The sequence below is a fragment of the Nonomuraea sp. IBHARD001 genome, assembly GCF_056106265.1.
Genome location: NZ_JBWBBW010000002.1, coordinates 4,567,647 through 4,593,204, shown reverse-complemented (window position 1 = coordinate 4,593,204; position 25,558 = coordinate 4,567,647). Strand labels below are relative to the sequence as shown.

The window sequence follows — 25,558 nt, the reverse complement described above, 5'->3', positions numbered from 1 at the left end:
CTACGGTAGACGCACCGTTGCGTCTAGGCAAGATGCTAAGGTCGCATCGTCGAAGGGAGAAGGAGGGACCCATGAGCGCTGACTCCGGCGGAGCCGCGAGCAGGCATCGCGGAAACAGGCACGGCCGCAGTGAAGAAGCCCGCCAGAGCGTGCTCGAAGCCGCCGACGACCTGCTGGTGGAGGTCGGCTACGCGCGGCTGACCATCGAGGGGATCGCCGAGCGCGCCGGTGTGGCCAAGCAGACGATCTACCGCTGGTGGCCGTCGAAGAACGACATCCTCATGGACGCCTTCGTCCAGGACGCCGCCGAGGCGCTCATCCCGCCGGACACCGCGGACCTCCGCCGGGATCTGCGGGCCCACGCCCGTGCGATCGCCCGATTCCTGACCGAGTCCGACGCCGGTGCGGTCTTCCGCGCACTCACCGCACAGGCCCAGCACGACCCCGCGCTGGCCACCCGGTTGCGCTTCGAGCACCTCAGCAGGCAACGCGGCTTCGACCGGCTGCCCTTCGAACGCGCACTCGCCCGCGGCGCGCTCGATCCCGGCTTCGATGTCGACCTCGCCGTCGACCAGCTCGTCGGGCCCATCTACTACCGCGTCCTCGTCACCGGGCAGAACCCGTCCCCGGAGTTCACCGACGCCCTCGTCGACGCCGTCACCAGCGGGCGGAGCGACTACGACCGAGGCCGCAGGCAGAACACGGCCTCGGGATAGCGCGCCGACGGTTGGTCCAGGAGGGGCTGCCGCCGCGACCTCAGGTGCTGGTCGAGGAAGGCGGCCACGTAGGTGCGGGTGAGCTCCGCGCCCCGTGCCGCAGGCAGCATGCCGGGCGGAGGCGCGAGACCGATGACGTCCGCCACCAGCGGGATGTCGGTGAAGGACTGGTGTTCGGCGCCCGACAGCACCAGCCAGCGCTTCCACCTGGTCAGCAGCTTCCAGTCCCGGTCCCAGGAGGTGTCGCGGCCACCCGGCAGGTGCCCCGGCGAGCCCAGGAACAGCAACGGCCGGGACAGGCCGCCCTTGGGGATCCGGGCGTAGGTGGTGCCGTCCATGTTGATTCCGGCGCGAACGCGTGGGTCCTTGACCATGGCGGCCACAGCACTGGCCCCGCCGATCGACTGGCCCACCATCGCGATCCTGCCGCGGTCGATCAGGCCTGAGTACGTCGCGATGAGCCGATCGAGGACGAAGGACACGTCGGCGGCCCGGCCCTGGACCAGTCCGGCGCCGAAACCGGGGTCGGTGTCGCTGTCGCAGGCCAGGCATCCGGCGATCCGCCCGCCTGACAGGGTGGTGGCGTAGCTCTCGTAGGTGTGGTCGATGCCGGCCACGACGTATCCACGGCTGGCCAGGTCCTCGGCCAGGGAGGTGAGCGTGCTCGCCGGTTTGGTGAAGCCGGGCGAGAGCACCACCAGCGCGAGCCCGCGCCCGGAGGGGGCGGCGTCCTTGACGGCGTTGGTCCGTGTCCTGCTCAGCGTGTCGTACGGCTCGGCCGAGACCCCGGAGCCCTTCAGGAGGAGCTCGGCTTCTTCGGCGCTCATGTAGGGCGCGCGCTGCCCGTCGCGCCGCTCGGCCGGGTACCACAGGGTGACCTTGAGCTCCCTGGCCTCTGCCTCGGCATCCCACGGGTCGGGGCGGGAGGTGTCGGTCATATGCAGGATGGTGGTGCCTACCGGCCGTGGACCGGTGGGGGCGGGCAGGGTGACGGGACCGGGCGGTCCGGCCTGCGGGGCGTCGGCTCTGGGTGGCGACGGCACGGAGCACGCGGACGCGGCGAGGACGGCCAGCGCGGCGGCGAGGGCGAGGCGGCTTCTCATGGGCGCTCCTTCACTCCTTCAGCAAGGTCAGGGCCTTGGCCAGTGCGGCGTCACGCCCGGCGGCCGCGTCCCGCGGAGTCGCGGGCACGTGGTGGTCGGGCGGCACGCCGATCCCGTCGACCACCTCACCGGCGGGCCCGAGGTGGTGCCTGGCGGGCAGGCTCAGGAACGTGTTGTTGACGAGCAGGTACGGCTGCGCCGGGCCGGAGATCACGCCGGCGGTTCTGGCGCCGACCAACGGGCCGATGCGCAGGTCCTTGACCGCGGAGCTGAAGTGTTCGCAGGCCGAGGCACAGCCGCGGTCGACGAGCACGACCAGCGGCAGGCCAAGCAGTGCGACGGTGTCGTCGGTCGCGGTCGCCTGGCAGGCGCCGTCGACGGTGCACTGGTAGGCGGTGTTCCTGCCGTGGACGAAGGCGCTCAGCAGCCGGGTCGCCTCCGTGGGGCTGCCGCCGCCGTTGCCGCGCAGGTCCAGCACGACACCGGACAGCGTACGGCCGGCACGCAGTCTGGTGATCGCCCGAAGGACCCGATTCGCGGAATGGGGGGCGAACCCGGTCATCCGCACGTAGGCGATGTCGTCGTCCAGCAGCTTCGACCGCACCACCCGCAGGGCGGCCGGATCCTGCGGGAAGAGGCCGGGGGTGAGCGTCACGTTCCTGCGCGATCCCGTGCTCTGTCTCAGCAGTCGCAGGCGCACCGGCCGCGCGTCCGGGTACTCGGGATAGAGGGCGGCGACGGCGGCGGTGGCTCTGCCGTCGATGAAGGGCGCCGAGCCGTTGACCGTCTCGATGATGTCGCCGGGACGCACCCCGGCGGCCTGCGCCGCGCCGCCCGGCACGGTCGCGACGAACAGCGGGGCGACTGCGCCGCCGTAGCCGGTGTTCACCTGCGGACCGGTGATGCTCGCCTCGAGGCCCAGGCCGTATCCGTCGCCGTCGTAGTGGCCGGGCGGCCGCACGGGTTGGCGCGTCCAGCGGGCGTGGTTGTCGCCGAGTGCGGCCACGAGTGCGTCGAGGGTGACGGCGGCCAGGCTGTCACGCAGGTCGGGCACCTGGTCGACGATCGTGCGGTAGGCGGCCTCGAAGACGGCCCAGTCGGCCTTCCGGTCACCGGTCAGCGCCGGCATACCCGCCTCGGGCACCTCGCGCCCGTGGCGGTTGAGCTCCTGGGTCAGGGCGGCGAATCCGGCCCTCAGCAGCGAGCGGGCATCCAGTGTGGCCCCGCTGTAGTAGTGGCCCAGGATGCAGAAGTAGGCCTGCTCGACGACATCGATCGTGGTGGCCGTCTGCGCGCCGAGCACGCCCTGCGGGCGCGCGCAGGCCGTCGTGCCCGCCGTACCGGCCTGGCCGCGTGGCGGTGGCGGTGCGGCGCAGGCCACCGCGAAGACAAGGAGGAGGGCGAGTACGGTGGCCGCGGTCCTGTGCGCGCTCATGTCAGGCGCCTGCGGATCCACCAGAAGGAGAACCAGGTGAGGCCGACGGTGAGCAGGGCGTAGATCCCGGTCTCGATCCACTGGAAGGGCCAGAACCGCTCCAGGGGATGGAAGGTCGCCCGCTGCCGGTAGCCGAGCCGGTTGATCTCGGCCCAGCACGCCTCCAGGCTCGGCGGTCCTCCCCATGGCGCGCAGGGGCCCGACGTCGCGGAGACGGGGACGGGCGCCTCCTCCCGCATCCCGGCGATCGTCCGCCCCGACGGGTCGAGAAGGTCGCTGGACAGGACCCACGCGCCCGCGTGCCCGGGAACACCCGGCCGCATGGACAGGTACACGCGTCCGCCTCCCTGCTCAGGCACGTGGATGCCGCCCCCGTTCACGTGGCCGATCTCGAAGGTCGCGGTGACCGGTGGCATCAGGTGGGGCCGGACCGTCAGCGGCATGACGAGCTGGATCCCGGCGAACACGACCAGGGTCAGGGCCATGGCGGGCAGCGTGCGGCGTACCAGCAGGCCCATGCTCACCCCCAGGACGACGGCGAAGGCCGCGTACCCCATCGGGGCGATGCCGCGCGCGCCGAACACCAGGGGAGCCATCAGGGCCAGGTCCAGAACGGCAGACCTGTCCAACGGGCCCGACCACCACGTCACCACGAGGCCGCTCACGGTGGCGGCCACCACGGCCGCCGGCCCGACGATCCCCAGCTTGACCGCCAGCCAGCGGCTGCGCGTGACGCTCTGGTTCCACACCATCAGGTGCGTGCCCGCCTCCAGCTCACGGGTGATCAACGGCGCCCCCCAGAAGAGCCCGGCCAGAGCGGGCACGGCCAGTACGGCGAAGCTGACGGCGACGAAGGGGAGCTGGTGACCGGCGAAGAAACGGTCGAAGAACTGCTCACAGCTGCCGTCCGGCGTACAGCCGGCGATCCCGGCGGCGTAGTCGGCGGCCAGCTTCGGACCCGTCAGGGCCAGGACTGCGGCGACGACCACGAGCACGGCGGCCGTCGACATCGCCGAGCCGCGGAACTGGCGCCAGGTCAGCCAGATCATCGCCGCACCTCCAGGGCGCCCTTGCCGTCGGCGGTCCGCCTGTCCATGTAGGCCAGGACGAGCTCCTCCAGGCTGAGCCGGGTGAGCGTCCAGGCGGGGTCGCGGCTCGGGTCGCCGGTACGGATCACGTACGTGCTGTGCCCTTCGGTGTGGTCGGCGGAGATCACGTGCGCGCCTGCGGGGAGCCGGTCGTGATCGGGGCGCGGGCCGGTGAGCCGGTGATGGGTGTCCAGCAGCTGCCCGACCTTCCCGGCCACCTGGACGCGGGAGTCGACGAGCACGATCACGTAGTCGCAGATCCGCTCCAGGTCGGAGACCAGATGGGAGGAGAGCACCACACTGAACTCGTGCTCGGCGGTGGCCTCCAGCAGCCCCTGCAGGAACTCGCGACGGGCCAGCGGATCGAGCGAGGCGACCGGCTCGTCCAGGATCAGCAGCTCGGGCCGCTTGGCCAGGCCCAGGGTGAGGGCGAGCTGGGCGCGCTGGCCGCCCGACAGCCTGCCCGCACGCCGAGCGGGGTCGAGGCCGAGCCGGGCCGACCTGTCCCGCGCCAGGGCCGCGTCCCAGCGCGGGTTGAGCCGCGCGCCCAGCCGCAGATGATCGGCGACGGTCAGACCCGCGTAGACGGGGGTGTCCTGGGCGACGAATCCGACCCTGGCGAGCTGCGCCGACGTGCACCCGGGCCGTCCACCGAGCACGCTGATCCGGCCCGCCGTCGGTTCGATCCGGCCGCCGGCCAGTTTCAGCAGCGTCGTCTTGCCGGCTCCGTTCGCGCCCACCAACCCCACGACATGGCCCGCGGGGATGTCGATCGTGCACTCGCGCAGTGCCCAGTGCCTGCCGTACTTCCTGCCTAGGTCCTGGGCTTGCAGGACAGTGGTCACGCTGGTACCTCCTGAGCGGTGTTCGGGGAGATGGCGGGTACGAACCTAGGCACCGCCCATGCCGGCGCGCGTCGGTCGTCGTGGCGAGATCGCATACCTCTCGGGGATGAGAGGGGCGCGGGTCATCCCTGCGATCTACTCCTCGCGGGTGTGCGGACCCGTCACCACGGCCGATGTGGGAGGGGCGGGCAGGCGTGACAATGTGCTGGTGCAGACTGGAGAACGGCCGCCGTGGTGGCGCAAGGCGCTCGTCCTGGCCCGGCGCGGCGCCGACGACGGCCCGAGGCCGTCCCGCGGAGCGCTGGCCGTCGATGTGGTGGTCGCCCTCGTGCTGACGTTCGTCGTGGTGGCCGTCTCGGTGAGATACCCAGGGGGCGGCCCTGTCGCGGATCAGGCCGGGCTGTTCGAGCGCCTACGGCTCGAACCTGGCCTTTCGCTCCCACCGCCGACCTCCGGCCTACCGCCGGTTCCCGAGATTCCGCCCTTACCCTCGGGCGACACCCCGGCCCAGCCCGCGGTCCTCGTGGCGCTGACGGCGTTGCCGCTGGCGGTGCGGCGCCGCTACCCGCTGGCCGCCTTCTGGGTGATACTCGCGGCGGCAGCTGCCACCCATGCGGGCATCACCTGGATCACCGTGCTGACCTGCGCCGTCGCCGCGTACAGTGCCGTCGTCCACAGCCGCAAGAGGTTCCTGGCCATGGGCGGCCTCGTGCTCGCGGCCGTACTCGCCGGCGTCGCCTTCCGGGATGTCGCGCCCGCGCTGCCGAGTTGGATGGGTGCGTTCGTCGTCCTGCTGAGCGTCGGCGTCTTCGCGAGCTTCGTCCGTTCCTGGCGGCGAACGCTGGGGGCCGGCCGGGACCGGCTCGCCGAGCTGCAGCGGTCGCAGCAGGACGCCATGCGCAGGGCCGTCAGCGAGGAGCGGTCCCGGATCGCCGCCGAGCTCCACGACGTGGTGACCCACAATGTCAACGTGATGGTGATCCAGGCCGGTGCGGCCCGCAGCGTGATGGACATAGAGCCGGAACAGTCGAAGCAGGCCCTGCTCGCGATCGAGTCCGGCGGCCGGGCCGCCATGGCCGAACTACGCCATGTCATGGGCCTGCTGGCCGGCCCAGGCGGCGAACGCCTCGACGGGCCCGCCGACGGGCTCGAACCCCAACCCGGGCTCAACCAGCTCGACGCCCTGGTGGAACGGGTCCGCGCCGCCGGAGTGCCGGTACGGGTCGCGGTGTCGCCGCCCGGCCCGTTGACGCCCGGGGTCGACCTCGCCGCCTACCGCGTGGTGCAGGAGGCCCTCACCAACACGATCAAGCACGCACCCGGCGCCGCCGCGTACGTGAGCGTCGGCCATGACGGCGACTGGCTGGAGATCGAGGTGAGCGACACCGGAGGGGCGCCGGGCACCGGGCCGCGGACCGGCGACGGCAGGGGACTGATCGGGCTGCGCGAGCGCCTCACCGTCTACGGCGGCACCCTGGAGACCGGACGGACGGCCGAAGGCGGATTCCGGATCAGGGCCCGCCTCCCGTGGAGAACCACGTGAGCGACAGGTTGCGCGCCGTCATCGCCGACGACCAGGCACTGGTACGCACGGGGTTCCGCATGATCCTCACCGCCCACGGCATCGACGTCGCGGCCGAGGCGGCCAACGGGAACGAGGCGGTCGCCGCGGTCCGCCGTACCCGGGCGGACGTCGTCCTCATGGACATCCGGATGCCACAGATGGACGGCCTCGAAGCCACCCGGCGGATCCTCGCGGGCGGGGCCGCCGACACCCGCGTGCTGATCCTGACCACCTACGACCTCGACCACTACGTGTACGCCGCACTCGCCGCCGGGGCCAGCGGGTTCCTGCTCAAGGACGTCTCGCCCGAGCACCTGGTCGCCGCCGTACGCCTGGTGCGCTCCGGCGACGCCCTGCTCGCCCCCACCATCACCCGCCGCCTGGTCGAGCGCTTCGCCCGCCGCGACGACGCGCCCCCCGCCCTGCACCGCGATCTGCACCAGCTGACCCCCCGCGAACTGGACGTGCTACGCCTGCTCGCCACCGGCCTGAGCAACGCCGAACTCGCCCACCGCCTGACCCTCAGCGTGGCCACGGTCAAGACGCACGTCGCCAGCATCCTGTCCAAACTCGACCTGCGCGACCGCGTCCAGGCGGTGGTGGTCGCTTACGAGACCGGGCTGATCTCGCCTGGGGGTGGCGGCTGACCTGGGGTCACGTGGACGCCGTCCTGGCCGCTCCGGCGCGGTTCTCGCCGACGACCACATGATCGTCGATTGGGCCAGCGCGCACTCGCCTCATCGGTCCTTCACCTTGCCCGTTCCACCGCACCAGCGCAGGGCGAACGGGAAAAGCGTCCGTACCGGCTCAATCACAGACACCACCCCCGTGAGCGAAGAAGCCGGAGGATCGTCTGAATGAGGAACCATCGTGATCGACCGCAGGGTCGCGGCCGCGGCGCGGACAGCTGCGGTCGCGCGGTGCGGGCCCGGTGGTGCAGGCGGGTGGTGGATCACCGCCGACAGCGGCGAGGCCGTCACCTAAGGGCCGGAACCGCAACCGGGCCGCGGTCTCCTCCCGGCTCACCTGGTGCGCCACCAAGAAGAGATGGGCCGCCCCGTCGGTCCCCGCCGAGGCCGAACGGCGGCGGGAGAAGACCGACCACACCAGGGCGGTGGCCAAGACCAGGCTGGAACGGCTGCTGTCGCGGCGCGATCTGCCGCTGCGGGACAAGGCGCTGTATCGGATGCGCTACGAGACCGCCGCCCGCGCATCCGAGATCCTCGCCCTCAACATCGAAGACCTCGACCTGGACAACCGGCGGGCCCCGGTCACCGCCAAAGGCGGCGACCTCGAATGGGTGTACTGGGACACCGGCACCGCCCACCTCCTGCCAAGGCTGCTGCGCCTGCCCGACGCCCACCCCGACGGAACCACCCGCACCCGCGGGCCCCTCTTCCTGGCCGAGCGGCGCCCTGTCCCGGTACGCCGCCCCGGGCCCGAGCACATCTGCCCGCACACAGGCCGCCCCCGCCTCGGCTACGACCGCGTCCTCATGGAACAACAGATCGGCCTCGACCCCACCAGCTCCGCCACTCCGCCGCCACCCACCTCGGTGAGGCCAAAGTCCCGCTCCAGCTCATCATGGCCAAGACCCGGCACAAAACCCCCGCACCGCCATGCGCTACACCCAACCAGGAGGCGAAGCCGTCGCCGAGATCACCGCCATCCTCGCCCCACCCCGCCGCACCCAATAACCCATCCCCGCGGCGATGCGCTCTTCTCGGACTCCTCTGCCAGGAGGAAAGCCTGATGCGGGCCTGGGAGGTGTCTGGAGGCTTCGGGCCCAGCCATCATGACCGGTTTCGGTGCGGACCGGTACCGGCATGGCACCGAAACCGAGTAGGGGGATACTCATGACCGGGCATGGGGATCGGGACGATGGTCGAGGGGTCACCTTCTCGACGACATCCCGGAGAGACCGATGAAACGCACACGGCTCGCCCTCGCGGCGGCGGGCGTCCTGCTCGCCACCGCAGTCTCCACTCCCGCCGCCTCGGCAACCTCCGCCTCCGGTGAGGCTCAGGAATTCGCCTGGTTCGAGATCGTCGCCGTACACAGCGGCAAATGCCTGGACGTCGCGCACGCCAACCCCGCCCATGGTGCCAACGTCATCCAGGGCACCTGCAGGGGCGTCGGCGCCACTACCAACCAGCATTGGCGCCTCGAAGGTGTTCCCCATCTCAAGGGCCACGTCCGCGTCATCGCCCGCCACAGCGGTAGATGCCTGGACGTCGCGCACGCCAGCCTCAAGCACGGCGCCAACGTGTTGCAGGGCACCTGTGGAGGGGCAGGCTCCACCACCAATCAGTTCTGGTCCATGCGACCGGTCCAGCCCGGCTTCCTGCAACCCTTCCGGCTGCGCGCCCATCACAGCGGCAAGTGCCTGGATGTCGCCAACGCCAATCTCGCCCATGGCGCCAACGTGGTCCAAGCCACCTGCGCGGGAGCCGGATCCGGCAACAACCAACTCTGGAACCTGCGGCAGGTCGTCTTCCCTCGCTAGGGACCGCGGCGGAAGGCCGACCAGCACTCGCCACACGGCAGCTGTCGAGAGTGTTTCTGAACCCATGCCACGGATCAGGCAGAGCACTGAACCGGTACTGCCGCCTGCCGCTGCCTGATCTCGGCCGGCTTGATCTGGAATCTAGGCCGGGCAGATGTCTTCGTCCGCGATCAGTCCTTCGAGGCCCAGGTCTGGTGTGCCGTCGGTGCCGGCGTTCGCGATTTCGGCGCAGACGGTGGTGATGAGGTCTTTTGTGATCGGGAGGCCGCTCCAGCGTCGTGCCTGCTGGTCTGCTCCGGCTGTCACGATCTGCCTGCCATCGGCCCGGACTGCGACCGCTGAGACAGTCTCGCCGTGGGTGGACACCGACGAACTGATCAGCTGCCCGCTGTGCAGGTCCCAGAGGTGCACCCGGCCGTCGCTGCCCCCGCCGATGAGGATCTCTCCGTAAGGGTGGAAAGCGATGATGTTCACACGGCTCGTGTCGTTCTTGATCATGAAGTTAGCCGGTTCGAACGAGGGGGAGCGCCACATCCTGACGGTCCCGTCCCGGTAGGCGGCGGCCAGGGTGTCGCCTGTCGAGTCGAAGGCGATCGAGGTGGCCGCTGTGCCTCCTGCCAGCTCCGTGACCTTCCTGCCTTCGCTGACGTCCCAGACGGTGACCGGGCCGTGGTCTTGCGACGTGGCCAGCAGGGTTGCGGCCGGATTCAGTGCGGCGCTGCTCAGCGCGCCCCGGCTAGTGGTGTAGCTCCTGCTGTCCGGTGTCCAGTCGGCGGTTTTCCAGAGCCGGGCGACGCCGTCGATTCCGCCGCTCAGCAACGTCTTGCCGTCGGAGCTGAAGGCGAGCGCGTTGACGGCTCTCATTTTGGCCGGATCATGTGTCAGCGGCGGGCGAAGCTGTCGGCGGGTGGCGGTCGCCCAGAGTTGGATGAGGCTTTCGCTGCTGCCTGCGGCGAGGATTCGGCCGTCAGGGGAGAAGGCGAGGGTGTTGATCGCGGCGCCGCGGGCCGAACGAAGCGGCGGGCCCAAAGGCTGCGAGGTGTTTGCGGACCACATCTGGATGTGGCCGGAGGCGCTTGCGGTGGCGATGATCTTTCCGTTGGGACTGAACACCGCAGCCTGCACTGGGCCGTGGTGCATCAGAGGGCGTCCCTCCTCGGTGCCGGTCGGCACCCGCCAGAGCCTGAGTGTGCCGTCGGCCCCGCCGCTGGCGAAGATTCCGGCCGGGCCGAAGGCTGCCGTGGTCACACCGCCGGCGTGTTTCGTGAGGGGAGGTGCGGCCCGCTGGCCGGAATGGGCGTTCCACAGCTCAACCGTGCCGTTGAGCCCGGCGGAGACGAACAGCCCGCTTCCGGGAGCGAAGGCTATGGCGCCGATGCGTGAGCCCTCATGCGCAGGCAAAGGCGCTCCCGCAGGCTGCAGGGTGCCGGGGTGGCGCAAGCGTATGGCGTCTCCGCTGTTGGCACTCGCCAGGACAGCGCCGTCGCCGGAGAACGCCAGCGACATCACCGGTGTGTGTCCTGCCTTGACCGTGATGTGCGGGGGGCGACGACGGTCACGGGAGAGGTCCCACCGGTGAATCGTGCCGTCGCCGTCGCCGCTGACGAGGATCCGGCTCCCCGGCTGGAAGTGCAGCGCGATGACGCCGCCGATGTGACCGTTCAGCGTGATGCCGACACGTTTGCGCATCCGTACGGACCACAGGTGGATCTCAGGGCTGCTGTGCCCCACCGCCAGCAGGTCGCCTTGCGGGGCGAAGGCCAACGCCTTCACGGGAACGGTGGGCTTGCCCAAGGTCGTGATCTGCTGCCTGGACGCCGGGTCCCAAAGCTGGACGAGGCCCTGCTCGCTGCCGGTGGCCAGGATCTTTCCGTCCGGGCTGAACTTGGCTGAGACCAGCATCGACGGCGATGTGATCGGCTCACCGATCGGCAGACGTCGTGCCACGTCCCAGAATCGGAGGGTCAGGTCCCAGCTGGTGGTGACCAGGATCGTTCCATCCGGGCTGAATGCGGCGGACGTCAGCCGGTGGGTGTGGCCGCGCAGGACATCACGCCCGGCACGTGACAGCGCCGACAGCAGCGCGGTGCGCGATCGCGGCCCCTGCTCCAGCCGCCACGCCCCTGCGGCCAGCAGCGATGACATCCGGGGGTCGCTGTCGCCGATCGAGATGCTTTTCTCCGCCGCCCGATCGGCCAGGGCCACGGCGGCGTCGTGGTGTGCCTGTTGGATCCACCTGGCGCCCAGGACCGCAACGGTGAGTACCACCAGGGCCACGGCGGTAGCCGACGTCATGCGCTGGCGGGTGCGGGTGCGGATGCTTGCGTGGAGGAACTCCTTCACCTCGGCACTGAGTTCCGGATAGCGCGGGTCCGACCGCCATTGCCCGATCGACCGGATAACGGCCGCGAGCCGTTTTCCACGGTAGAGATAGGACGTTTCCTTGGTGTTGTTTCTCCAGCCGGCGGCGTCGGTGATCAGATTTCCGTACAGGAGGTGCTGGCTGCGGTCGGTGGCAAACCACGTGCTCATGCGTGCCCACGCCTGCAGGAGGATCTCGTGGGAGACGTGCACGCTATGCAACGCCAGCACGATGAGCCTGGCACGCGCGAATGCCTCCAGCACCCCGTCGACGTCGCTCTCCCGGCCGGTGTTGCCGAGGTAGAACTCGGTGCGGGGCACGGGCCTGGCCGACAGTTTGCCGTCGTCGCCGATGACGACCATGCGGCGAAACACCTGTTCGGCGAGCTGCTGCTGCTCTGCCGGCAGCCGTCTGTACACCTCTTCGGCGCTCTCCTGTACGGCCCGGGCCAGACCGCCGCTCTCCACGTAGCCCCAGCGGGTGAGGCGTCGGCCGTCGCGTTTCCCCCAGGTGCGCCGCATCGCCTCCGACAACAGGGGAAGTGCCCCGTTGTCCAGCCGGTGATCGAGGACCTCGGTGGCGATCGTCTCCGCCAGGGCGGGCTCCAGCTCCAGTCCGGCGACCTTCGCGGGGATGACGGCCGCGGCCCGGAAGTCCTCCGGCCGCATCGGGCTCAGCCAGCAGCAGCCGTTGCGCAGCGCCTCTTTCAGCTCCGGATGCTCCAGGCAGCGGTCGTGATAGTCGGCGCGTACGCCCAGGACGACGAGTGCGACCGGCTCACGGTCGAGGGGGCGGGTGGCCATGGCGTGCAGGGCGCTGATGAACGACGCCCCCTCCTGCCCTGCCTGCCGCCCGGACAGACGGGCGAGGGTAAACACCTGCTCGAACTGGTCGACGACGACCACCATCCGGCCCGGGTCCTGACGTTCGGCGCCCGCATGCCGCACCAAGGCCTCACGGACGAGTCGCGGAGACTGTTGCGGGGCGGCGAGCAGCCTGGCCTCGACACTGCCGGAATCCAGGCCGCCCACCGCCGCGATCCGGACGGCCAGCTCGGCCAGCGGGTGCCGTCCCGGGGCGAAGACCACATGCGGCCACCGGGCAGTGTCCGGGTGCCCGGTGAGGCCTTTGCCCAGGTAGGGCAGCAGGCCTGCTTGCAAGAGCGAGGACTTTCCCACGCCGGAGGCTCCCGTCACCACGACAAGGGAGGGGGCGGTCAGGCGATGTTGGACGAGATCGATCAGCTCCAGCGTGTCGCTTTCCCTGCCGAAGTAGACGTCCGCGCGGCTCTGGTCGTAGGGCTCCAGCCCGGGGTAGGGGCAACGGTCATACCAATGCACCAGGAAGGTGTCCTTGGTCCGCGGACCTGCATTCCCGGCCAGGACGTGAACGCCTGCGGCCAACCTCTTCACGTTCTCGCTCAGCGCCTCCAAGGCGATGCCCTGCGACCGCTGGCGGGTGAGCGCGGCGTTGAGCTCGATCAAAGACGCCTCCATACCGGTCAGGCGGCTGAAGACGCTCTGAACCGCTCGCCGCAGGCCGGTGTCGGTCTGGACGGCTTGGGAGTGCACCTCATCGAGTCTCGCGAATACCGCGGGCAGGTCACGCGCCGCCTCGGCCAGCTGCAGGAGCATCGCCGTCGACTGATCGTCATCGGTCAGCACCGGCTTGAGCAGGTCCCGCAGCACCGTGAGCGCTTCCTGCTCGGTGACCGGCCTCTGATCGCCGCGTCCGTGCCGCAAAACCCTGATCGCGTCCTGGAGGGCGTCGGACAGGAAATTCCCTCCCACCGCGGCGACCACCGTGAGTCCCGCCTCGACCACGCCGGGACCGGCTCCCGCGAGCAGAGCAGCCAAAGGGGCGAACGCGCCCGCCGTGAACGTGACGGCGAGCGCGGCGCCGGTCACTCTCCGAACGGCACCCGGCGGCCGGTCGGGGTCCCCGCCGTGCGGCGTTTCGATCACATCCCGGGCCAGCGGTAGACCTTGACCCAGTCGACGTACATTCGCACCCACTTCGGCGTCGAGGCGTTTCGGCAGGCGACGTACTGGTTGCATCCCGGATCGAGCTGAAGAACGAGTTCCATGGGTTTGGTGGAAGGGATGTACACAGGGTCGGTGACCGTGAGGGTGCGGCGGCCGTCGACCCAGAAGGTGATGCTCCTGGGCAGCCAGTCGACCGCCACCGTGTGCCAGCGGGTGAAGTCCTTGGTCACCAGCCAGTCGCACTTGTTGTCGGCGGCGCCGTTGTGCAGGTAGTGCACGGCTTTGTGACGCTCAGCCTTGTAGATCTCCACCAGGTTGATCTCGCCGCCCGCCGGCCAGAACTTGGGCCCCGGCCACAGCAGCGCGATCGGGGTAAAGCCCGCTCCCTTATCCGCGCGCAGCCGCACCTCCCAGCGCCCGTACATACGGTGGCCTCGCAGGAGGGCGGCGCCACCAGTGTCCTTTCCGTATCGCTTGCCCCCTGTGATCTCCAGAGCCCCGTTTTTGACCTTAACAGCGGACCGGACACGAGGCGGCGTCTCGTTCTTGTAGTCGTAGAGAAACCACCGTTTCTCGTTGACCGATTTTCCGCTGAAGTTCTCCACGACCACGGGCTTTCCCCAGCGGACGGGCTTGGCCGGCGACGGCGCAGGAGTGCAGTGCGATGCCGCGCTCGTGCTGGTGACGGCAGAGGAAGGCGCGGCTGACGCCACCACCGAGCCTGCCAGTGTGAGGGCGATCAGGGTGCCTGGTATGCGCTTGTGAATCATCCCGCCTCTTTACGATTCTGTCGGGGCGAACTGTCATAGCATTTTGGGCTATCCCTAAACCTCGTATCACCTTTCTCTCGGGCCGCCTATTATGCGGCGGACACCGGCCCGGGTCCATGAAATGCCATTCTCGTTATCGAAGGCGTCTGTCTGTTAAATCAAACCCGGCCGCTGATGTCGGAATGTGAATCACATTGTCGTTCTCTGGTCGGATGCGAAACCCGGTGCCGAGCACCCCGAAGACACGCGACACGGCCGTGAAGATGACGTCGACGAGACGGGAGCCAGACGGGGTTTCCGCAGCAGGCCTCCGGGCTACGATCCGGTGCCCAGCACAGGCCGATGTCCGGCGCGGCTTCCGTGATCACCCGCGCCAACCGGCTCCCCGCAAGGTGGGTAAGCAACAGTTCTTGAGTTGAGGGCGCTGAATCCTCCTCACCCTGAACGCGCACTGCCTGCGAACTGCGTCTTCCCCCATCTGCCGGATCGATCACCACACATCGACGTAGCTTCACTCTCGGTGAAGCTTCTGTCACCGGAGTGATGGAGCGGTGGCGCTGCTGAAGTCGGGAGGTGTGGGTTGACGCTGGGAGTCGTACAGGACCTACGCGAGCACCGAGCCCCGGGCAGCGAAGAAGATCTCGTCGCCTTCGAGACCGACGTCCTGGCAGGGTTCGTGCTGGCCCGCGCGTCAGCAGAACTGACCGACAGCACCATCCGCAACGACGCCAATCATCTGGAGCTGATCCGGGACTGGTTCGGCCGGCCGTTGTGGGAGATGCAGCCCGAAGACGGTGACGTCTACTTCGGCAAGGTGCTGCGAGACGCCAAGCCTTCCACCCGCACCGGGCGAGCGGCGGCGCTGACGGTGTTCTTCCGGTTTCTCGAGCTCAGGCACAAGGTTGAACCGCACAACCTCACCGGCCGAGTCGTCGAATGCCCGCTCGATGAGGTCAATCGGCCACGGCTGTCGGTGGATCCGCAGCTGCGCGTCCCACCGACCGTTGAGGAGATCGAGCAGTTGTTCGCCGGCCGGGGCGCGCCCTGTACACACCCACTGGGTCCGCCTCACCTGCCCGCCCGCAGGCTCACCCCGCACTCCCCTGACGACCTACGCCTCGACGACCGGCCTGCCGAGGGCCATGAATGGCGGACTCATCACTCGGCGCGCAGGTGCTCGGTGCTCAGCTGCCCGTCTCGTGCCGCCTGCATGGTGCTCAACCGCCGCACGAACAGAGCGGCGACGATCGCCGCCGGCACGGCCAGAACATGCGCGGCCACACTGGCCCAGGTTCTCAGCCGGAAGTAGTAGGTGAAGACCTCATCGCTGTCGCGAAGGTAGGAGTCCGTCCTGAGCAAGCTGGTCCATTCGGCCCAGAGCAGCGGCCAGGTCGCAAGTGTGAGCAGCCACAGAGCCCACCACACGTGCGGTAGCCAGGCCGGCGCCCTCTTGCGCTCGCCTGCGGGCGGGCTGGAGGCGTGCCAGATGTCGTCGGCGATTTGCTTGGGCAGTACCAGGTTGGCCAGCGGGATCAGCCAGCCGTACACGGCCATGGCGGGCGGGTAGCGGAGCCTTCCGGGCGCGAGCCGCTCGGCGACGGCGCGCACCTGACGGAACCACAGCAGCCACGACAGGACCAGCCCCAGGCCGCAGGCGATCTGCCCCGCCTGCAAGACGGTACCGATCGCCTCGTGCAGGTCGCTCATGTCGCCGAAGGCCGATTCGTCGATGTATCGCCCGGTGTCGTCGAAGATCTTGATCTGGTGAGCAACTGTGGACACCGCCACCAGGGCCAGCCCCGCGAGCAACGAGTACACAGCGATCTCGTAGCCGGTGACAGGAACGCTCGGCGTGCCGCCGCGGCGCCGTCGGCGGCGTTCGTCGACCAGCAGCGGCTGCGGCGGCTCCTGCCGGCCCGTGGTCTCCACCGGCTGTTCCTGCCGCAGACGGCCGGAATCGCCCGGGGCGGGTAGGGCGGTCAGGGCCAGGGTCCGGCGTTCGGCGATCACCCGGGTGAGCTCATCCGGCAGCCACCGGGCCTGCTCAGGACTCTGGCCGGGCGCGGCGAGCGCGGTCAGAAACGCCAGCACCTGCGGCAGGCCGGGCCGGGCGGCGGGATCCTTGGCCAGGCAGGCGGCCACCAGGCCGGCCAGCGGCGCGGGCACGCCGTCCAGGTCGGGCTCGGCGTGCACCACGCGGTAGACGACCGCGTGCGCGGGCCCGGTTCCGAAGGGGCTGCGGCCACTGGACGCGAAGGCGAGGACGCACCCGAGCGAGAACACATCCGAGGGCGGCCCGACCTCTTGGGCGGTGGCCTGTTCCGGTGACATGACGCGGCGGTGCCCAGCACGGTGGAGGTGTGGGTGTGGCTGGTGGCATCCAGGGCCCGGGCGATGCCGAAGTCGATCAGGCGTGGCCCGTCGTCGGAGAGGATGACGTTGGCCGGTTTGAGGTCGCGGTGCACCATCGCGCAGTCGTGCACGGCTGCGAGCCCTTCGGCCAGCCCGGCGCCGAGCACCGCGGCGGACTCCAGCGGGAGCGGCCCGTGCTCGTCGACGGCCTGCTGCAGGGAGGGGCCCGGGATGTAGGCGGTGGCCAGCCACGGCTGCTCTGCGCCGGTGTCGGCGTCCACGACCTGCGCGGTGTAGAAGCCGCCGACCTTCCGGGCGGCGTCCACCTCGGCGGCGAAACGGCGTCGGAAGTCAGCACCGCCCGCAAGTTCCGGGCGGATCAGCTTGACGGCGACCAGGCGCCCGCCGGGGGAGCGGCCCAGGAACACCTGTCCCATCCCGCCCCCGCCGAGCCTGGCGTGCAGGCGGTAGGGGCCGATCTGAGCCGGGTCGCCGTCGTGCAGGGGGTCGGCCATCGCGCCTCTTTCCGGGTGGGTTCGCGCCGGTCGGTGTCGATGATCCCAAACGGGCGCGGGCGCCGGAGGAAGATCGGTCTTTGCCGCCCGCCTGCCCCCCGTTTGACGCAATTCGAGGGAGGGCCTGCGGCGTACGGGTTGCGCACAGGTGAAGAGCGGCCTCGGCCGCTCCGTCACCTCCTCTGTCCTTGTTCGCCTGCTGAACTGCCCATTTTCCGGAGCGCCGATCGTGGCTGCTCCATCAAGCGCACCGGAGCTGCCGGCGCCGGAACGTACGCTCCGGCATCCCCGTTTCTCCTGCACCCACCGCACCAGCCTGTCCTTGTTGTGATGGCACATCCGTCATCACATGCCTGCACTCGTCTATGCCTACTGGCTGCTGAGCCGGCCGCTTGGCGGCAGATTCGCCTGATCGTCGGCGCGATCGGCATCGCGGGTCTGTTTTGGGCGGTTAGTAGTTTCGCCGGGCAGAGCGGTATGGCGTGCGGGCTGGAGGACGCGCGCCGGTTGCACACCTGGCCAGAGGTGGTGATCTATTCCACGCACCCGATCCCGGACCTGCCCGCGGCCGCCGGGCACGACGGCCTGGGGGCAGGTCAGCTACCAGTATCGCTACCGCAGCCTGCGCCTGCTGCTGGGATCTGGTGGCCGACTGTTTCTGGTGCCTCTCACCTGGCGGCCAGGAGACCGTGAAGCGGCCATCTCCACCTTCGTGATTCCGTACGACAGCACTGTTCGGCTGCGACTCCTCCCCATGACCTTCGGCAACGCGCGGTAACCGACCGCGAAGCGACAGGAGTCCGTCGGCAGATTCCTGACGCCAGGAGCCCGCAAGGCGCTGTGCTCTGACGCGGCGGGGTACGCATGGAGTTGGAGCGCATACACCGATACTCATCGTCGAGAAGCTCTCGAACCTGATCAGCGACCGTGCTCCGAAGAGCGCAGGGCGTGCCCTCAACGGGACCCGCTCCTGACCCGCATCAGCGGACGACCTGATCGCAGATCGGCAGCGCCAGGACCCCGCGGATCGGCCCGCTTGGTGATCGCGGCCGTTCTGAAGCATCTTTCCGCGCGAAGGCGTGGGTGGCCGTAGTTCGCCTCGGTGTTTCGCCGGGCGCACTTCGGGCGCGTGTCGCGGGTGTGTCTGGGGCTCGCGTTGGTGGGGCCGAGCCGCCGCCGCTGTGGGGCCGGCTGGGGCTGCGCCAGCAGACGCGCTTTGCGAGGGCAGTGCCCCCTCGGGCACCTGCGCCGCCTGCGGCGCTTCTTCCACCGCCACCACAGTGGCCGTGGTGATGGTCTCCAGCGGCGGGCGACTTCCCTGGCCGGGCTGGCTGCCTGACGCGGCAAGGTGGCAGTACCCGCGCGAGCCGATGTGCCTGCCGAAACGGCGGCCGCTCCTCGAACGGCATGCACACGTAAGGCGCTCAGCTGCAACAACATCGGCAGGGGCGCAGATCGTCACCCCAACACCGGCAACGATCTGCGGCCAGCAGAGCCCTGCCATGACACAAGGCGGCGCATCAGCCGTCACACTCCGAACCGAACAGCGGCATCCGGAGACGCCGGAACACGCTCTTCGTGATTGCTTTCAACAGGCGACACAGCCAGAAGAACATTCCAAATGATCAGGCGAAACGTAGCGATCAAGCACGTGTATCAACAAGAGTCACTTCAGTTACATACGGAACACTCACCGTATGTACGCACATAAGACCCACAAAGGGGCTCCTATCGCCACGATGATCGACATTGCAGACGACCCGATCCGCGTCACCACCGCCGCCACCTGCCCGCCGGGCCGCGTGGGCGCCGCAGCACCGCGATGCGCCAGGGGCGGCACCGGGCCGGCTGTCGATGCCACGGCGGGCGGCGAGGAGAGGGCCGCTTCGGTCAGGAAGGGCCGTCCGGGAGGTGGCCGTTGGTGTGGAGCAGGGTGCGGGCGGCGGCGATGGCCTCGGGGGTGGTGGCGAACACCCGGCCGTCGGCGTCGAGGCGGGCGATCACCCCGAGTGCGCGCAAGGGGCGGTGGTGCTGGTCGCGGATGCCTGAGACGTACACGGTGATGCCGCGCTGCTGCAGTCGGGTGATGGCGTCCTTGAGGACCAGGGCGCCGCTGGCGTCCAGGGTGGTGACGCGTGACATGCGCAAGATCACCACCGAGACGGTGGCGACCTCGGTGAGTTCCAGCAGGAAGCGGTGGGCCGCGGCGAAGACCAGCGGGCCGTCCAGCCGGTACGCGACGATGTGCTCGGCCAGCAGCGCGTGCTCGCGATCGGCGTCGCCGGGCAGGTCGGGCGCCAGCGGCACGCTGTCCAGCCGTACGCTGCGGGCGATGGCGCGCAGGCTCAGCGCCCCGGCCACGACGAGCCCGATGAGCACCGCCTGGACCAGGTCGAGCGCGACGGTCGCGACGGCGGTCAGCACCAGGACCAGCGCGTCGGAGCGGGTCGAGCCCAGCATCGCGCGCAGCGACGAGACCTCGACCATGCGCACGCACGTGGCCAGCAGTACCCCGGCCAGGGCGGCCAGCGGGATGCGGGCGACCAGGCCGGCAGCGGCGAACACCACGGCAGCCAGGATCACGGCGTGCGCGAGGGCGGCCAGCCGGGAGGAGGCGCCCGCGCGGACGTTCACCGCGGTGCGGGCGATCGCACCGGTGGCGGGTATGCCGCCGAACAGCGGCGCGGCCAGGTTGGCCAGGCCTTGGCCGAGGAGCTCGCGGTCGGGGTCGTGCCGGTGACGCGTGCTCATGCCGTCGGCGACCGAGGCCGACAGCAGCGACTCCAGCGCCGCCAGTGCGGCGACCGCCACCGCCGGGGCCAGCAGTCCCGGCACCGCCGCCGGATCGGCGAAGGCGATCGACGGCATCGGCAACGCGGCGGGCAGCTCGCCGATACGCGCGATCGGCAGGCCCGCCATCTCCACGGCCGCGGTGGCCAGCGCGACCGCGATGAGCGAGAACGGCCAGGCGGGCCGTACCCTCGCCCCGGCCAGCATGAGCGCGGCCACCGCCACCGCGACGCCCGGCGCCGCCCACGCCGCCGGGCCCGCCGTGGACAGGAAGTCGGCCGCGGCCAGCCAGGCGGCCACCGTCACCCGGTCGGCCTGCGGTGCGGCCACGCCGAGCGCGGCCGGAACCTGCTGCAGCGCGATCACGCAGGCGATGCCGAGGGTGAAGCCCTCGATCACCGAGGCGGGCACCAGCGCCATGTACCGCCCGGCCCGGGCCAGCGCCAGCAGGACCAGCATGCCGCCCGCCAGCAGGCCCACCATCAGTACGCCCGGGGCGCCGTGGGCGTGCACGATCGGCACCAGCACCACGGTCATGGCCCCGGTCGGGCCGCTCACCTGCAGGGCCGAGCCGCCGAACAGTGCGGCCAGCGCACCCGCCACCACCGCGGTGGCCAGCCCGGCGGCGGCGCCCAGCCCGGAGGAGATACCGAACCCCAGTGCGAGAGGCAGTGCGACGATCGCGACGGTGAGCCCGGCCAGCAGGTCACGCCTGGGGTGGCGGCCCATCGCGGCCAGCTCGGCCCGCGCGGGCAGCAGGGCACGCAGCCGCGAGGGCGCCTGCGGCCGGGCGGCGACCGGCAGGCTCACCGATCCTCGGCCTGGGGCTGCAGCAGCTCGGCCAGCAGCTCGTTCTGACCGGCGAGCAGCTGGGCCAGCAGCTGACGTGCCGCGCGCAGCAACTCGGCGACGTCGCCTTCGGCCAGCTCGTACAGCACGGTGGAGCCCTCGCGGCGGGCGTTGACCAGCCCGGCCCGGCGCAGCACGGCCAGGTGCTGCGACAGGCCCGTCGCCTCCACCTCCTCGATCGCGGCCAGCAGGTCACGGACCGCGGTGGGTCCCTCCTGCAGCAGTTCCAGCACCCGGATCCGCACCGGGTGGCCGAGCTGGCGAAACAGCTCGGCCTTGGCCTGATGGAGCGGGATCGGCATCAGACCTCCCGATCTTCGGCATCGGCGGGCGCGCCGGGGGCGGGAGCCGGGCCGGCGCTGATGGCGATGCCGTGCACGCGGGCCAGACGGAGCAGATCGGCCAGCTCGGCCTCGGCCACCTCGGCGCTTTCTGCGTCGCCCAGCCGTTCGGCGTCGGCGAGCTGGCGCCGCTGCTCGGCCACGCGCCGGCGGATCGCTTCGGTGAACGCATCGTCCATGATCACTGCCCTCGTCCCGGGTGATGAGTTGCGGAGTCAATGTAATGACTGATTACGCATATTCGCAATTCATGGAGTGCGTGAGGCCGGGGGTTCGCGGAGTGTGAGAGCGCGCGTCACCCTTCTCGGCGGCACTCCTGTGGGCCGGGCCAGGCAGGACGTGCGGGTGTTCGCCGGCCAGAGAGCGCCCGGCAATCATCACCTCGATCGCGACGAACCGGTTGCCGACCTCGGCACCGCCGACAGTGGTACGCGCCGGCCACGGGGAGGCGACCAGCATCGGAGCCGAGGCCCCGCACCTGTCCGGCCCGCTGCAGCCCGGCGGGGTGATCACGCGCCGGGCCCGGCCGGTTCGATGGCGGTCGTAGCCGATGCGGGAGACGTGCCGCGAGTGCGGCGGCTGCGGAATCAGACCGCCGGGCGGCGCCCTCTCCTGCCTGGGCTCGGCAGGCGCCGAACAGAGGCGATCGCCGCTCGGCGGGACGGGCGTCCCGCGATCAGATCAACGGGGTCGCAGGGAGGAGTTGCCGCACCGCCCAGCCCGTGCACTACCCCCACCTGCTGCCGCACCACTGGGCCCACTTCCGCGCCCGCAGCTGTTCCATCCTGCGGGCGAGATCACACGCACGCCTCGGGCGTCGCCATCTCGCCGCATCGTCACAGGGTTGGCTTCTCCGACGGCCTCGGCTTGGGCTTCTTCGTCGGCGTCGCTGCCGTCGTCGGCGTAGCACGTGCTCGCCGTCGTCAACTGGGCCGCCAGGTCCTCGTACGGCGCCGCGGCGTTCGGGGCGAGCACCTGGTCGTTGATGACCGTGCCGGTCAGCGGGCCCGCGTGCTTGACGCCGCCGCCCTCGACGACCAGTCGCTGGCCGCTCGCGATGGTGACCGAGCCGCCGGTGGTGAGGAAGTCGGAGCCGTCGGGCGGCGGCACGCGGGAGCCCACGCCCACGACACCGAGGTTGTAGATCGCCGAGACGCCGTCCCGCTTGTCCTGGTCGAAGTCGCCGATCACGACGACCTTGCCCTCGGCCTCGGCGGCGCCATCGCGTACCTGAAAGTGGCCGCCGACATAGATGTTGATCGCCGAGTCGCGACCGGTGAAGTCGCCGTTGTTGAGCGGTGGGAAGGTCGCAGGGCACTCGCTGCCCAGGCACGGCCCGAGTCCGCCGGGCAGCGGATCGGCGCTCACCCTGGAGACGAGCACCACGCACCACGCCGTGGTCCGTCCTACGGCAGCGCGCAGTCGTCCGCCCACCACGCCTCCTCGTCGCATGGCGATCTAGGAGGGCTTGATCGCAGGTGTCCCGCCACGTTCACCGTATGACCCTTCTGCCTTAGCGCAAGCGACGTGGCATTCTCGGGGCGTGTCTGGAGGGAGGTGGCGCCCGTACAGACCTGTCCGGGTTGACCGCGAGTGAGGCCCGCGCGCTGTTCCTGGTGGCCCGGGCAGGCCTCGATCGCCACGCCTGCGGTGAAAGCGGCTCTGCGCAAGCTCGTCCACGCCCTGCCGGAGCCCTTTCTGGGACAGGCCGAGGCGGCGGCGTCGTTGGTCATGGACGAGCAACGATGGGGCGAGCGCCGCCCCCACGCTTCCTCGACGAGTTCCAGGACATGGTGATCCGCGGCCTGCGGGTACGGCTCGGCTACGTCGACGGCAGCGGCGCTGAAACCACGAGAGCGGTGCACCCGCTCGGCATCGTCGCCAAAGGCCCGGCGTGATACCTCGTCGCGGGCACCGAGACCGGCCTGCGGACCTTCCGGATCGACCGCGTGTCATCCGCCGACCCGACCGGCGAGCCGTGTACCGCCCCGAGGGCTTCGACCCCGCCGAGAGCTGGCGCGAGATCTCCGACGAGGTCGACCGCAGGCGCCCCCTCACGATCCAGGCGCTGTGCCCGCCCCACGCGATGAGCCGGCTCCGGATGGTCATGAGCGACCGGCTGGAGGTGGGAGGCGCCACGGCCGACGGCCGCGTCGAGGTCGTGATCCGCGGCTACAACGAGTACGCGCTGGCCGGCGAGCGGAGGTTTTCGTCGACAGCGAGTTCGCGCCGTTGCGCACGGTGGTGCTGGCGCAGAGTGAGGTCTTCATTCCGGTCGATGGCGCCGAGTCCGACGATGCTCGGTTTCTGCCCGACGACTCCTTCGACCTCAATCCCGTCGGCCAGGACATGCGCGACGGCGCTCCCGCGCGCCAGGTCGCGTGGGAGCGCGAGCGCGATGCCTTGCGTGCCGTGCTCGAACGCCACGGCGTACGCGTGCTGCGGCCGCGGACGCTCACCCCGCAGGAGAAGGCGGCGTCCGGGGCCGACGGCTACGCAAACTTCTTCGCCCGCGACCCGTTCTTCACCGTCGGCGGCCAGGTGATCGAGGGCTCGATGCGCTTCCGGCACCGCCGCCACGAGGTTCTCCCGGTCCGAGAGATCATGCGGACCGAGGTGTACCCGGCCGACTGCGGCTACGTCGCCGTCCCCGTGCCCGAGATCCCCGCGCCCGGCGACCCCACGCTCGGCCCGGGGCCGTTTCTGGAGGGCGGCGACGTGCTTGTCCTCGGCCGGCACGTGTTCGTCGGCAGTTCGGGGCTCGCCTCCAACGCGCTCGGCGCCCGCTGGCTCGCCAAGTACCTGGCCCCGTACGGGTACACCGTCGAGCTGGTCCGGCTGCACAAGCGCATCCTGCACCTCGACTGCGCTCTCGGCCTGGTCCGTGACGACCTGCTCGTCGTCTGCGAAGAGGCGCTGCTCGACGGCGTTCCCGAGGTGCTGCGCGACTGGGCACGGGTGCCGGTCGCCTTCGAGGCCGCGATCCGGCTCGCCACCAACGGCCTGCCGCTCTCGCCCGACGCCTACGTGACCGACCCGGCCTTCGCCTTCCTCGGCGAGGGGCTGGAACGGCGTGGGGTGAAGGTCGAGTACGTCGACTTCGCCATCACCCGCTCCCTCGGCGGCTCCTTCCGTTGCAGCACCCAGCCCCTTCTACGCCGATAGAGCGCACGCAGGCGGTGAAGTTCGGGGCGCAGTTCGGCGACCTGGGGGTCGATGCAGTCCTTGATCAGTGCGAAGAGCCACTGCAACGCGGAGAGTGGGCGGTAGCGCGGTGAGGTCGGGCTCGGCCGGTGTTGTCCTGGTGAGCTGGTTCTGAGTTTCCCAGTCACCACATGTGTTGTTTCACGCAACTCGCTGGTGACTTCAGGCTCGTTCACAGGTGTGCTGGACAGATGGGTGACAGCAGACTCCCACCGCTTCCTGACCGAAGATGAGCAGGCGACCTTCCAGGGGTGGGCCGCCCGGCGGACCATGGCGCAGGGCCTGGCCTTACGGGCACGGATCGTCTTGGAGCGCGCGCGGGGTGGCTCCAACCTCGCTATCGCCGCACGGATGGGAATCACCCGCGGCACGGTCACCACATGGTGGGCCGGATTCCTGGCCGCACGACTGGACGGGCTCAGCGACGAGCCCGCCCCGGAGTTCCCGCACCATCACCGATGCCCAGGCCGAGGCCGTGGTCATCGCCCCCCTGGAAACCGCCCCGAAGGGGAGACCCACTGATCCAAACGACAACTCGCCGCCCGCGTTCCGCCGCGCTCAGCATCGCCACCGGTGAGGTCTCGGGCAAGGTCACCGCCCGGCACACCGCCGCAGACTTCCGTGACTTCCTGGCCGGCCCCGGCACTCTGGTACCCGCCGGCCTGGACGTCGTCATCTGCGACAACCTGTCAGCTCACAAGAGGCCGCTCATCCTGCGGTGGATCGTGGCCCATCCCCGCTTCACCCTGCGCCTCACCCCGACCTACTCCTCCTGGATCAACCAGATCGAGCGGTGGTTCGCCGAACTCCAGCGCCGCTGCCTCGACCGCGGCGTGCACTGCTCCACCCAGCAGCTCACCACCACACGCGAAACCTGGGTCAAAGCCCGGAACGGCAGCGCTCGACCGTTCGTCTGGCCGGGTGAGCGATCCCGCCAGACAGCGGGGCGGCGGCTATCCTGGTGGGCATGATCCGGGATACGAGCGGGGGTCGTAAGGTCAGGATCACCATCACGGTTGACCCTGACGTCGTTGAGTACGCCGAGCACCTGGTCGAAACGTGCTCCTAGACCGCCATCGGGTGCCATAGGGGCACGTCGAGCTGGGCAGTGGGCCGATTGTCGTCGTTCGGGT

21 protein-coding genes are annotated in these 25,558 nt (G+C 70.3%); 9 read left to right on the top strand and 12 right to left on the bottom strand.

From position 1 onward, the window contains the following. The first annotated feature begins 71 nt into the window (after window positions 1–71). Window positions 72–716, top strand: coding sequence for a TetR/AcrR family transcriptional regulator (locus ACTWNK_RS23065; RefSeq protein ID WP_474306542.1), 645 nt, complete (start codon window positions 72–74; stop codon window positions 714–716). Here ACTWNK_RS23065 and ACTWNK_RS23060 read toward each other — a convergent pair. The 4 genes from ACTWNK_RS23060 to ACTWNK_RS23045 are packed head-to-tail and all read right to left on the bottom strand — an operon-like array spanning window position 677 to window position 5,187. Then, entirely contained in the window at window positions 677–1,819 is a 1,143-nt protein-coding gene (locus tag ACTWNK_RS23060) for an alpha/beta hydrolase family protein (protein ID WP_474306541.1), read from the bottom strand. The two genes, ACTWNK_RS23065 and ACTWNK_RS23060, sit on opposite strands and share 40 nt — an antisense overlap. A gap of 10 nt (window positions 1,820–1,829) precedes the next feature. Then, window positions 1,830–3,254, bottom strand: coding sequence for a S41 family peptidase (locus tag ACTWNK_RS23055; protein ID WP_474306540.1), 1,425 nt, complete (start codon window positions 3,252–3,254; stop codon window positions 1,830–1,832). Then, window positions 3,251–4,303, bottom strand: coding sequence for an ABC transporter permease (locus ACTWNK_RS23050; RefSeq protein WP_474306539.1), 1,053 nt, complete (start codon window positions 4,301–4,303; stop codon window positions 3,251–3,253). The genes ACTWNK_RS23055 and ACTWNK_RS23050 overlap by 4 nt, the downstream gene beginning before the upstream one ends. Further along, on the bottom strand, window positions 4,300–5,187 hold the full coding sequence (locus tag ACTWNK_RS23045) for an ABC transporter ATP-binding protein (protein WP_474306538.1): 888 nt from the start codon (window positions 5,185–5,187) through the stop codon (window positions 4,300–4,302). The genes ACTWNK_RS23050 and ACTWNK_RS23045 overlap by 4 nt, the downstream gene beginning before the upstream one ends. Before the next feature lie 106 nt (window positions 5,188–5,293). On the opposite strand from ACTWNK_RS23045, the gene ACTWNK_RS23040 reads away from it, so the two are divergent. From ACTWNK_RS23040 to ACTWNK_RS23025, 4 genes are all read left to right on the top strand, one after another. Next, window positions 5,294–6,730 carry a sensor histidine kinase gene (locus tag ACTWNK_RS23040; protein WP_474306537.1) on the top strand — a complete coding sequence of 479 codons (1,437 nt, stop codon included), beginning with the start codon at window positions 5,294–5,296 and terminating at the stop codon, window positions 6,728–6,730. After that, the gene (locus ACTWNK_RS23035; RefSeq protein ID WP_474306536.1) at window positions 6,727–7,398 is read left to right on the top strand and encodes a response regulator; all 672 of its coding nucleotides are present in this window, start codon (window positions 6,727–6,729) and stop codon (window positions 7,396–7,398) included. Before ACTWNK_RS23040 ends, ACTWNK_RS23035 begins: the two co-directional genes overlap by 4 nt. A gap of 467 nt (window positions 7,399–7,865) precedes the next feature. After that, entirely contained in the window at window positions 7,866–8,504 is a 639-nt protein-coding gene (locus tag ACTWNK_RS23030; protein WP_474306535.1) for a tyrosine-type recombinase/integrase, read from the top strand. Between the two features lie 171 nt (window positions 8,505–8,675). Then, window positions 8,676–9,257, top strand: a complete 582-nt coding sequence (locus ACTWNK_RS23025; protein ID WP_474306534.1) for an RICIN domain-containing protein — start codon at window positions 8,676–8,678, stop codon at window positions 9,255–9,257. A gap of 141 nt (window positions 9,258–9,398) precedes the next feature. Here the strand turns inward: ACTWNK_RS23025 and ACTWNK_RS23020 are convergent, their stop codons facing one another. The 8 genes from ACTWNK_RS23020 to ACTWNK_RS22985 all read right to left on the bottom strand — a co-directional run bounded on the left by ACTWNK_RS23020 (window position 9,399) and on the right by ACTWNK_RS22985 (window position 22,655). Further along, window positions 9,399–13,526, bottom strand: a complete 4,128-nt coding sequence (locus tag ACTWNK_RS23020; RefSeq protein ID WP_474306533.1) for an nSTAND1 domain-containing NTPase — start codon at window positions 13,524–13,526, stop codon at window positions 9,399–9,401. A gap of 53 nt (window positions 13,527–13,579) precedes the next feature. After that, entirely contained in the window at window positions 13,580–14,374 is a 795-nt protein-coding gene (locus tag ACTWNK_RS23015; protein WP_474306532.1) for a glycoside hydrolase family 16 protein, read from the bottom strand. 1,158 nt (window positions 14,375–15,532) lie between these two features. Then, window positions 15,533–16,567: a DUF4328 domain-containing protein gene (locus ACTWNK_RS23010; protein ID WP_474310962.1), complete on the bottom strand. Its 1,035-nt coding sequence runs from the start codon at window positions 16,565–16,567 to the stop codon at window positions 15,533–15,535. Next, complete coding sequence (locus ACTWNK_RS23005; RefSeq protein WP_474306531.1) at window positions 16,450–17,241, bottom strand: serine/threonine-protein kinase; 792 nt, start codon at window positions 17,239–17,241, stop codon at window positions 16,450–16,452. Before ACTWNK_RS23005 ends, ACTWNK_RS23010 begins: the two co-directional genes overlap by 118 nt. Before the next feature lie 1,890 nt (window positions 17,242–19,131). Further along, window positions 19,132–20,760, bottom strand: a complete 1,629-nt coding sequence (locus ACTWNK_RS23000) for a SulP family inorganic anion transporter (protein WP_474310961.1) — start codon at window positions 20,758–20,760, stop codon at window positions 19,132–19,134. A 77-nt stretch (window positions 20,761–20,837) separates the two neighbouring features. Then, window positions 20,838–21,182 carry an ArsR/SmtB family transcription factor gene (locus ACTWNK_RS22995; protein WP_474306530.1) on the bottom strand — a complete coding sequence of 115 codons (345 nt, stop codon included), beginning with the start codon at window positions 21,180–21,182 and terminating at the stop codon, window positions 20,838–20,840. Then, on the bottom strand, window positions 21,182–21,400 hold the full coding sequence (locus ACTWNK_RS22990) for a hypothetical protein (protein WP_474306529.1): 219 nt from the start codon (window positions 21,398–21,400) through the stop codon (window positions 21,182–21,184). Before ACTWNK_RS22990 ends, ACTWNK_RS22995 begins: the two co-directional genes overlap by 1 nt. Window positions 21,401–21,902: 502 nt before the next feature. After that, window positions 21,903–22,655: a choice-of-anchor A family protein gene (locus ACTWNK_RS22985; protein ID WP_474306528.1), complete on the bottom strand. Its 753-nt coding sequence runs from the start codon at window positions 22,653–22,655 to the stop codon at window positions 21,903–21,905. Window positions 22,656–22,966: 311 nt separating this feature from the next. Between ACTWNK_RS22985 and ACTWNK_RS22980 the strand changes: the two genes are divergently transcribed. The 4 genes from ACTWNK_RS22980 (at window position 22,967) to ACTWNK_RS22965 (ending at window position 25,396) form a co-directional block, all read left to right on the top strand. Further along, on the top strand, window positions 22,967–23,119 hold the full coding sequence (locus tag ACTWNK_RS22980; RefSeq protein ID WP_474306527.1) for a WYL domain-containing protein: 153 nt from the start codon (window positions 22,967–22,969) through the stop codon (window positions 23,117–23,119). A 343-nt stretch (window positions 23,120–23,462) separates the two neighbouring features. Then, window positions 23,463–24,386, top strand: coding sequence for a dimethylarginine dimethylaminohydrolase family protein (locus ACTWNK_RS22975; protein WP_474310960.1), 924 nt, complete (start codon window positions 23,463–23,465; stop codon window positions 24,384–24,386). 309 nt (window positions 24,387–24,695) lie between these two features. Continuing rightward, entirely contained in the window at window positions 24,696–24,947 is a 252-nt protein-coding gene (locus ACTWNK_RS22970) for a helix-turn-helix domain-containing protein (protein WP_474310958.1), read from the top strand. Next, on the top strand, window positions 24,884–25,396 hold the full coding sequence (locus tag ACTWNK_RS22965) for a transposase (RefSeq protein ID WP_474306526.1): 513 nt from the start codon (window positions 24,884–24,886) through the stop codon (window positions 25,394–25,396). Before ACTWNK_RS22970 ends, ACTWNK_RS22965 begins: the two co-directional genes overlap by 64 nt. Window positions 25,397–25,558: the final 162 nt, after the last annotated feature.

Bases quoted from the DNA above. Each gene is read 5' to 3' on its own strand.
- ACTWNK_RS22990 (WP_474306529.1), bottom strand. From the start codon at position 21,400: ATGGACGATGCGTTCACCGAAGCGATCCGCCGGCGCGTGGCCGAGCAG.
- ACTWNK_RS23025 (WP_474306534.1), top strand. From the start codon at position 8,676: ATGAAACGCACACGGCTCGCCCTCGCGGCGGCGGGCGTCCTGCTCGCC.
- ACTWNK_RS23040 (WP_474306537.1), top strand. From the start codon at position 5,294: ATGAGAGGGGCGCGGGTCATCCCTGCGATCTACTCCTCGCGGGTGTGC.
- ACTWNK_RS22980 (WP_474306527.1), top strand. From the start codon at position 22,967: ATGGGGCGAGCGCCGCCCCCACGCTTCCTCGACGAGTTCCAGGACATG.
- ACTWNK_RS22965 (WP_474306526.1), top strand. From the start codon at position 24,884: ATGCCCAGGCCGAGGCCGTGGTCATCGCCCCCCTGGAAACCGCCCCGA.
- ACTWNK_RS22970 (WP_474310958.1), top strand. From the start codon at position 24,696: ATGGCGCAGGGCCTGGCCTTACGGGCACGGATCGTCTTGGAGCGCGCG.
- ACTWNK_RS23055 (WP_474306540.1), bottom strand. From the start codon at position 3,254: ATGAGCGCGCACAGGACCGCGGCCACCGTACTCGCCCTCCTCCTTGTC.
- ACTWNK_RS23015 (WP_474306532.1), bottom strand. From the start codon at position 14,374: ATGATTCACAAGCGCATACCAGGCACCCTGATCGCCCTCACACTGGCA.
- ACTWNK_RS23000 (WP_474310961.1), bottom strand. From the start codon at position 20,760: ATGGGCCGCCACCCCAGGCGTGACCTGCTGGCCGGGCTCACCGTCGCG.
- ACTWNK_RS23065 (WP_474306542.1), top strand. From the start codon at position 72: ATGAGCGCTGACTCCGGCGGAGCCGCGAGCAGGCATCGCGGAAACAGG.
- ACTWNK_RS23050 (WP_474306539.1), bottom strand. From the start codon at position 4,303: ATGATCTGGCTGACCTGGCGCCAGTTCCGCGGCTCGGCGATGTCGACG.
- ACTWNK_RS22995 (WP_474306530.1), bottom strand. From the start codon at position 21,182: ATGCCGATCCCGCTCCATCAGGCCAAGGCCGAGCTGTTTCGCCAGCTC.
- ACTWNK_RS23005 (WP_474306531.1), bottom strand. From the start codon at position 17,241: ATGGCCGACCCCCTGCACGACGGCGACCCGGCTCAGATCGGCCCCTAC.
- ACTWNK_RS23060 (WP_474306541.1), bottom strand. From the start codon at position 1,819: ATGAGAAGCCGCCTCGCCCTCGCCGCCGCGCTGGCCGTCCTCGCCGCG.